This is a genomic window from Sphingomonas sp., assembly GCF_035317925.1.
Lineage (GTDB): Bacteria > Pseudomonadota > Alphaproteobacteria > Sphingomonadales > Sphingomonadaceae > Sphingomonas_I.
Genome location: NZ_DATHFV010000207.1, coordinates 1 through 7,267, shown reverse-complemented (window position 1 = coordinate 7,267; position 7,267 = coordinate 1). Strand labels below are relative to the sequence as shown.

The 7,267-nt window shown below is 65.3% G+C and carries 8 protein-coding genes and 1 tRNA gene; 4 read left to right on the top strand and 5 right to left on the bottom strand.

The annotated features are described in order from the left end of the window. On the top strand, nucleotides 1–181 hold a 181-nt coding region (locus VK533_RS15500), incomplete at its 5' end, for an oxidoreductase C-terminal domain-containing protein (protein ID WP_324379334.1). Between the two features lie 142 nt (nucleotides 182–323). On the opposite strand, the gene VK533_RS15495 is transcribed toward VK533_RS15500, so the two are convergent. Continuing rightward, nucleotides 324–413 (bottom strand) — tRNA-Ser (locus VK533_RS15495). A gap of 120 nt (nucleotides 414–533) precedes the next feature. Here VK533_RS15495 and VK533_RS15490 point away from each other — a divergent pair. Both VK533_RS15490 and VK533_RS15485 read left to right on the top strand, forming a co-directional pair. Next, nucleotides 534–1,295 (top strand): DUF1134 domain-containing protein, encoded by a 762-nt coding sequence (locus VK533_RS15490; RefSeq protein ID WP_324379332.1) that lies wholly within the window; start codon nucleotides 534–536, stop codon nucleotides 1,293–1,295. Nucleotides 1,296–1,308: 13 nt separating this feature from the next. Beyond that, the gene (locus tag VK533_RS15485; protein ID WP_324379331.1) at nucleotides 1,309–1,689 is read left to right on the top strand and encodes a VOC family protein; all 381 of its coding nucleotides are present in this window, start codon (nucleotides 1,309–1,311) and stop codon (nucleotides 1,687–1,689) included. Nucleotides 1,690–1,695: 6 nt separating this feature from the next. On the opposite strand, the gene VK533_RS15480 is transcribed toward VK533_RS15485, so the two are convergent. After that, nucleotides 1,696–3,081: a glycoside hydrolase family 27 protein gene (locus VK533_RS15480; RefSeq protein ID WP_324379329.1), complete on the bottom strand. Its 1,386-nt coding sequence runs from the start codon at nucleotides 3,079–3,081 to the stop codon at nucleotides 1,696–1,698. 117 nt (nucleotides 3,082–3,198) lie between these two features. On the opposite strand from VK533_RS15480, the gene VK533_RS15475 reads away from it, so the two are divergent. Beyond that, the gene (locus VK533_RS15475; protein ID WP_324379327.1) at nucleotides 3,199–4,674 is read left to right on the top strand and encodes a glycosyl hydrolase family 8; all 1,476 of its coding nucleotides are present in this window, start codon (nucleotides 3,199–3,201) and stop codon (nucleotides 4,672–4,674) included. Nucleotides 4,675–4,690: 16 nt separating this feature from the next. Here VK533_RS15475 and VK533_RS15470 read toward each other — a convergent pair whose 3' ends face one another. The 3 genes from VK533_RS15470 to VK533_RS15460 all read right to left on the bottom strand — a co-directional run. Further along, the gene (locus VK533_RS15470) at nucleotides 4,691–5,449 is read right to left on the bottom strand and encodes a hypothetical protein (protein WP_324379325.1); all 759 of its coding nucleotides are present in this window, start codon (nucleotides 5,447–5,449) and stop codon (nucleotides 4,691–4,693) included. Between the two features lies 1 nt (nucleotide 5,450). After that, the gene (locus VK533_RS15465; protein WP_324379323.1) at nucleotides 5,451–7,121 is read right to left on the bottom strand and encodes a GH39 family glycosyl hydrolase; all 1,671 of its coding nucleotides are present in this window, start codon (nucleotides 7,119–7,121) and stop codon (nucleotides 5,451–5,453) included. 4 nt (nucleotides 7,122–7,125) lie between these two features. Then, nucleotides 7,126–7,267, bottom strand: a 142-nt coding sequence (locus VK533_RS15460; RefSeq protein WP_324379336.1) for a laccase domain-containing protein, incomplete at its 5' end; no start/stop codon positions are given.

Sequence of the window (7,267 nt, the reverse complement as noted above, 5' to 3'; positions counted from 1 at the left end):
GCGCGGCGATCCGGCGACGCGCAGCTTCTCGCTCATCTATCTCAAGCAAGGCCGCGTGATCGCGCTCGACTGCGTCAACATGGTGCGCGACTATGTCCAGGGCCGCTCTCTGGTGGTCGAGGGCAAAAGCCCCGATCCGGCACGGCTCGCCGACACCAATGTCGCGCTCAAGGCAGCGTAGCGGGTCGGGTCGGCGCTACGGCAGCGCCGCCCTCTTAACGGCGCAAGTGGCTGATATTCATCGGGAAAATCTTGCGAGACGTGAGTTCGAATCCCCGGCGGGGATCTTTCTAACTCATTGATTTTAAAGGATTTTCTTGGCTTGGCGGAGACGGAGAGATTCGAACTCTCGGTACGGTTTCCCGTACGACGCTTTAGCAAAGCGTTGGTTTCAGCCACTCACCCACGTCTCCGGGCCTGGCAGGAGGCGGGCTATAGCGGCAGCTTTTCCAGGGATCAACGCAAGCTTCGCCGTTCATTGCGGGGAAAGCGCCCGCACGGCTATCATGGCCGCACATAAGGGAGTGGCGGGAATGATCGGCAAAGCGGCAAACATGATCCTGGTGGCGTTGTTCGCCGCGTCGGCGGCGGGCGCGCAGGTGCGCACGGTCGATCCCAATGCCGCGGGCTCCATGGCCGCGACCGGCCCGGTCGAAAGCCACGAACAGGCCCCACCGGCCGCGCCCGCGCAGGACGATCCCGCCCCGGTGCCGGCTTCACCCGCCGCCGTTGTGCCCGAGCAGCCGGCTGGCACGCAGCCGATCCCCGCCGCTTCGCAGGCAGAAATACAGGCGCGCGAATCCTCCACGGGCGGCACCTATGAGGAAGGCGACGTGATGGGCGCGGCCGAAGGCGTGTTCGGCCGGGGCGCGGCCGGCCTCGCCGGGCTGATCGAGAAGATCTTCAAGGAGCAGGGCCGCCCCAACGCCTATATCGCCGGGCGCGAGGCCGGCGGCGCGGTCGTCGTAGGCCTGCGTTACGGATCGGGCACGATGTTTCACAAGATCGAGGGCCAGAGCAAGGTGTTCTGGACCGGGCCGTCGGTCGGCTTCGATCTCGGCGCCAACGCCGCCAAGACGTTCGTGCTGGTCTATAATCTCGACGATTCGCACGATCTCTACAAGCGGTTCCCCGCAGCCGAGGGCGACGTCTATGTGATCGGCGGCTTCACCGCATCCTATCTGCGCCGCGGCAACATTGTGCTGATCCCGATCCGGCTGGGCGTCGGCTGGCGGCTGGGGGCCAATCTGGGCTATATGCGCTTCAGCGAGAAGGGGCGCTGGCTGCCCTTCTGAGGAGGGCAAGACCATGTCGATTGCGATCGTCTCCGTCCCGGTAACCGACCAGATCAAGGCGCGCGATTTCTATCGCGATGTGATGGGGCTGACCTTGCTGCGCGACGAGGCGATGGGGCCGGAGATGCGCTGGATCCAGCTGCAGCCCAGGGATGGCGGCGCGACGATCGCGCTCGTCACCTGGTTCGAGGGGCTGAAGCCGGGCGGGCAGCAGGGCCTGATGCTGGGGATTGACGATGTCGATGCGGAATATGCGCGCCTGACCGGCCTTGGCCTCGAGCTGACCCCCGTGGACGAACAGCCTTGGGGCCGTTTCACCATGCTCAAGGACCCGGACGGCAATGGCTGGATCCTGACCCAGCTTACCGCGCCCGACGAAATCAGGACACGCTGAGCGCTTTCACCGACACCGCGCCGCCACGCCCGAAACCCTGAGCAAAGCGACATCATGTGGCGCGATCGAGAGCCGCGCACGGGGCGAGGCGGCGAACCGCGCCCCGGTCCACAAATCGCAGGCCGAGAAGGCGCCTGGCGGTAGGCCGAGACTGGACCAGGCCTGGGCAACGCCGAGCGGCTTTTCTGAGAGGTTGAACACCGCGACCGTGTCGATCGGCTTTCCTTGGCGGCGCGAGGTCCAGACCCGCACATGATCCGGCGCGGCCGCATCGACCGGGTGGCTCACGCGGTTTTCCTGATTGAGCGCGGTTACGGCGGCATTGGTGAGCAGCGCGCGCGTAGGTGCATCGGACTCGGTCAGGTTGCCGCCCAGGATCAGGGGCGAACGCGCGATCGACCATAAAGTGAAGGCGGTGCGCGCCTCGGCCGGCGTCAGCCGCGACTGGCGCGGATCGCCCCAGCCGGGATGCGGGTAGAGCGATCCGAATGGCAGCATATCCGCATCGGGCCAGCGGCCCGGCCCGACATAGGGATTCCAGGCGGCCAATGCGTCGAAGGCGTTGCGGACACCGTTGGGGAAGGTCGTCTTCGGATCGGGATGCGGGAAGGTCCAGCTGTCCCAGAGGTCGTCCATGATCCGCCACATCTGCGCGGAGCGTGCCATCTCGGCTGCGTTGGGGATCGCGGACGGCCCGGGCGAGAGGCTGAGCACGATCGGACGGCCGGCCTTGGCAATCGCGCGGCCGATCTGGCGGATCTCGGTCGGACGATAGGGGTGGTCGGAAATGCAATCGACCTTGAGGAAATCGACGCCCCAATCGGCATATTGGCGCGCGAGCGAATCGTAATAGGCTTGGCCCGCATCATTGTCGGCGATGCCGTAATTGCCTTCGTCCCATGGGCAGGTGGCGGCGCGGTCTGCCGCGTCGGCGGCGTGGAAATGCGAGCCCGCGATCGGCAAATTGGCCTCGACCGCCGCCTTGGGAATGCCGCGCACGATATGAATGCCGAATTTAAGGCCGCGGGCGTGCGTCCACGCCGCCAGCGCCTTTAGGCCATGGCCGTCCGCCGCCGAGGGGAAGCGATCCACAACCGGATCGAGCCGCCCATAGGGGTCGAGCAGGTGGGCGCGTTCCTTGAGGTTGGCGCCGAGCGGGTTGCCCATATACCAGCCCTCGTCGATCACGGCGTAGGTCCAGCCATACGGCTTGATGCGCGCGAGCAGGGCGGCATTCGCCTTGAACTGCGCTTCGGTGATGGTGAAGCCATAGGCGTCCCAGCTGTTCCAGCCCATCGGCGGCGTGGGCGTGACGGTGGCGGCACCTGCGGCCGTCACGCCGAGCAGCAAAGGCGCGAGCATCCGCAACAGGCTTTCCCGAATCCCGGCCATCGCTTCCCTCCTGTGCGGTCCCGCAATTCGGGCCGTTCCTTTCCTATCCGCAATAGTCGGACAAATCGTCAAGCGCGCTCTTCCGCCGCGTCCGACTGCATGGCATGGCGGGACCGGATGAAGCGGCGTTCGACCGCTGCCAAATCGGGGGATCGAAACGTGCTGAACCGCAAGGACCTGATCGCTGGCTTTGCGGCGGCGGCACTCATTTGGACCACCCCCGCGCAGGCGGACATCCAGCGCTTTCCGGGCGACGGTGCGGGCGCTTACGCCACGCACCATTATCGCGACCTGTTCGCCGAGCAACTCGGCCATAGCCACGCCGAAAGCCGGGCCCGGATCGAGAAGACCTTCCAGCAATTGTTCCATGGCGACGGCCAGGAGCAGCGGCTCTATTTCGAGACCGGCGCCAACGCGAACGGCACGCTCGCCTATATGACCGATTGGGCCAACAACGACGCGCGCACCGAAGGCATGAGCTATGGCATGATGATTGCCGTCCAGCTCGACAAGAAGCGCGAGTTCGACGCACTGTGGAACTGGTCCAAGACCTATATGCTGACGACCGATCCGAAGAATCCGTCGGTCGGCTATTTCGCCTGGTCGATGGGCACCGACGGCAGCCCACGTTCGACCGGCGCCGCGCCCGACGGCGAGGAATATTATGTGATGGCGCTCTATTTCGCGGCGCATCGCTGGGGCAACGGCACGGGCATTTACGATTACCAGGCCGAGGCGGATAAAATCCTGCGCGGGATGCGGCACCATCCGGTGCTGACCGCGACACCGCCTTTCCGCATTCATCCCAACGGAGCGCCTTTCGTCCAGCCTGACAAACCCTGGCCCAGCCCCAACAATCGGGCGGCGGAAGCGGAGGCCACCAAGGCGGGTAAGCCGTGGCCGCCTTACCATTTCGACCGCACGCCCAAGCCGGAGACGGTCGGGCCGATGGTCGATGAGGCGAGCAACATGATCCGCTTCGTGCCGGAGACGAGCATCGGCGGCACCGACGCCTCCTATCACCTGCCCGCTTTCTACGAATTGTGGGCGCGCTGGGGCCCCAAGGAGGACCGCGCTTTCTGGGCCAAGGCCGCCGACGTTAGCCGCAACCTGTTCACCCAGGTGACCGGGCCGCAGACCGGCCTGTCGCCCGACCGCAGCGATTTCGACCTCACGCCGATGAAGGGCTGGGACGGCAAACCGGGTTCGTTCGCGTACGATAGCTGGCGCACGGCCAGCAACTGGTCGGTCGACTATGCTTGGTGGGGCAAGGATCCGCGCCAGCGCGTGTTGAGCGACCGCATCCAGGCCTTCCTCGTCGGCCAGGGCATCCATGATTTCGCCGACCGCTACACGCTCGACGGCAAACCGCTATCGACGCGCCATTCGGTCGGCATGGTCGCGACCACGGCGGTCGCGAGCTTCGCCGCCACGCCTGGACTGAACTCGAAGGCATTCCTGCAGGAATTGTGGGACACGCCGATCCCGTCCGGCGAGCAGCGTTATTTCGACGGCATGCTCTATCTGATGAGCCTGATGCATGCGTCGGGCGAGTTCCGGATCATCGAAGCGCCGACAGGGAAGAAGGGTTAGGGCCTACGTTCCAGCTTCAGAACACGGAATCCTTGCATAGCGCGTCCGTATTCTTCGAGCGAAACCGTCGCTGCAGTTCGGCGTCGGGAATCACCTCTATCTGCGGCTTGTACATCCAGACATCGCCGCCGCCGTCGAGGATTAACCCGTAGCTGACCTGCGTCGCCGAGCACGGAATGGGGCCGATCGTGTAGCTGATCGGGGTCCAGCCATGGGTCGTGCCCTTGATCGGCCGCGCGTCCGAATTATTGCCCGCCACGATATTGGTGCCGAGCGGCGCCCGATAACCTTCGCGATAGGCACCACGGCCGGCGGCCAGCCAGAAGATGACGGTCCCGGCGCGCCAGGTCGCGACATAGGCGGTGAAGCGCAACACGCGGCCATGATAAGGCTTGGCGTCGAACCCGCGGCGCAACGAGCCGTAGCCGCCGGGATAGCCCTGCTTGGACCCGATGCAGAGCGGACTGCCATTATCCGGCACGCGGAAACGGAAATCGTCGAGATGCGCCCCGTTTCTCTGCCAGAAAGTAGGGCCAGTCACCGGATAATCGTCGAGGAACAGGCCGAGCGCGCCGGTCTTCCAATCCGGTCGGATCACCTGCGCGGCGGGATCGCCGACTTTGCGGGTCGTGTCGATAGTGTCAGCCGGATCGCCATCGCGCAGGCGACAATGCGGGGGATGCGCGGTCATGACGACGTCGAGCTGCGGATCGGGCGGCGGCAGGGTGCTGGCATCGGCCGCCTGGAGAAGAAGGATCAGCGACGCCAGAGGCATGTCAGTTCGGCGTCAGGACCAGGAGCGACACGCCTTGGCGCGGCAGGATGAAATCGAGCTGTGCTGCACCATGGGCCACGGCAATCGCGGGCGGCACGGATTCCAGCGCGGCGAGTTGCGCCGCCCGCAGCAAGGCCTGCCGCTGATCATTGGTCGGTGCGATCGGCGAGCCCATTGCCTGCCATGCCGCATAAGCGTTCGAATGATCGCGATCGATGCGATAATGAACCAGCAGCGCGCCGTGGGCGAAGGCCTTTGGCAGATGCGCGAGTTGCAGCGTTATCTGCGCGTCCGGTCCGGCAAGATCGTCGTCGTGATAGTGCCATACCATTATCGCGAGCGTGCTCCCGTCCATCGTCGCGACGCTGCCGACGTCCGCCGCATCCCGCACGCCGCTCCGCATCACATCGTCGAGAAGCGCCTGATGATCCGAACGCGTTGCGACCCGGGTTCCGCGCATCCGTGAGAACATCTTGAAGACGTTCATGACCGGCAGGTCGATGCCCGCCGACGTCAGTTGCCGGAAGCCCGCGAAATAGGGCTGATCCTCATACTCGAACGCCCAGGTCAGCACGCCCTCCAGGTTCAGCCCGTGCCGCTCGGCCAGGGCCTGGAGGCGCGGGAAGGAAGCGGCGGTGTAGCTCGAATACATCGTGCCGTTGCGATAGGCATTGGCCGGTCCCTGGCAGGCGGCGCACCCTTCGGGATCGGACTCGCCAATGATGATCGGCTTGCTGCGAAAGATCGGGTCGGCGGCGATCTGCGCGAACTCGTGATCGGCGGCCTGCAGTTGGGCGTTGATTCCCATGCGGACGTGGCTGGCGCCTTTGTCCTCCACCAGGTGCGGGCTGCCCTTGGCGTGGAAGGACAGGAAATCGACCGGGGTGCCCGCCGCTTCGGCATGCACCATGAACGCGGTCAGGAAGGTGTCGCCGGCGCCCGCACTATCCGGTCCGCCGACCCGCGCTTCGGGCAGTGCGCGGCGCACGCCCCGGACCGCGCTATCGTGGAGCCGGAAGAATTCCTCCCGGCTTCCGCCCCAATAATATTGCGGCAGATTGGCCTCGTTCCACGTCTCGAAATACCAGCTCTCGACCTCGGCCCGGCCGTAACGCGCAACGCAATGCCGCACCCACTGGTAAACCAGCTCTTCCCACTTGCCATAATCCCTGGGTGGATAGGCCCAGCCGGTCCGCAGATCGCCGCTGCCGGGCCGGAAATCATGCTGGTAGGGCTTGGGGTGCGTGGACAACGCCTCGGGCATGAACCCGATTTCGACATAGGGCTTCACATGGCGCGCGCGATACGTGTCGAAGATGCGGTCGACGATCGTCCAGTCGTAAATCGGACGGCCCTGCGCATCTTCGGAATAGATGTTGGTCGAGCCCCATTTCAGCGCCGGCGTCCCGTCGCCCGAGGTAAGCAGATTGTGCGTGCGGAAATAGACCTGATCGGGCGCGAGGCCGCCCAAGGTCGCGAGCGTGGTGCGGCCGTCCTTCATGGTCGCATAGTTCGGCTCATCCGCGCCGAAGAAGCGCCACACCGGCTTGACCGCGCCCATTGTGTGCGCGGCATCGACGCTGATCGTGACCGGGAAAGCCGGGCTCTGCGCGCTGGCGGGGCCGAGCGCGCCAAGCGAGGCCGCGATGAGGAAAGCGAGCAGTTTCAGCATTGGCCTAGGATGCCAATCCGATCAGCGAAATCTCGCGGCCATAATCGGGTTCGCCGCGATGGGTGGCGCGGCGGTAGCTGAAGAAGGCGCGTTCGTCGGCATAAGTGTCGAGGCCGAGCGCCTCGATCCGGCTGACGCCGGCGTTG

What these genes read in the sequence shown, in the direction of transcription:
- VK533_RS15490 (WP_324379332.1), top strand. Translation starts at nt 534, where the DNA reads ATGATCGGCAAAGCGGCAAACATGATCCTGGTGGCGTTGTTCGCCGCG.
- VK533_RS15485 (WP_324379331.1), top strand. Translation starts at nt 1,309, where the DNA reads ATGTCGATTGCGATCGTCTCCGTCCCGGTAACCGACCAGATCAAGGCG.
- VK533_RS15480 (WP_324379329.1), bottom strand. Translation starts at nt 3,081, where the DNA reads ATGGCCGGGATTCGGGAAAGCCTGTTGCGGATGCTCGCGCCTTTGCTG.
- VK533_RS15475 (WP_324379327.1), top strand. Translation starts at nt 3,199, where the DNA reads ATGAAGCGGCGTTCGACCGCTGCCAAATCGGGGGATCGAAACGTGCTG.
- VK533_RS15470 (WP_324379325.1), bottom strand. Translation starts at nt 5,449, where the DNA reads ATGCCTCTGGCGTCGCTGATCCTTCTTCTCCAGGCGGCCGATGCCAGC.
- VK533_RS15465 (WP_324379323.1), bottom strand. Translation starts at nt 7,121, where the DNA reads ATGCTGAAACTGCTCGCTTTCCTCATCGCGGCCTCGCTTGGCGCGCTC.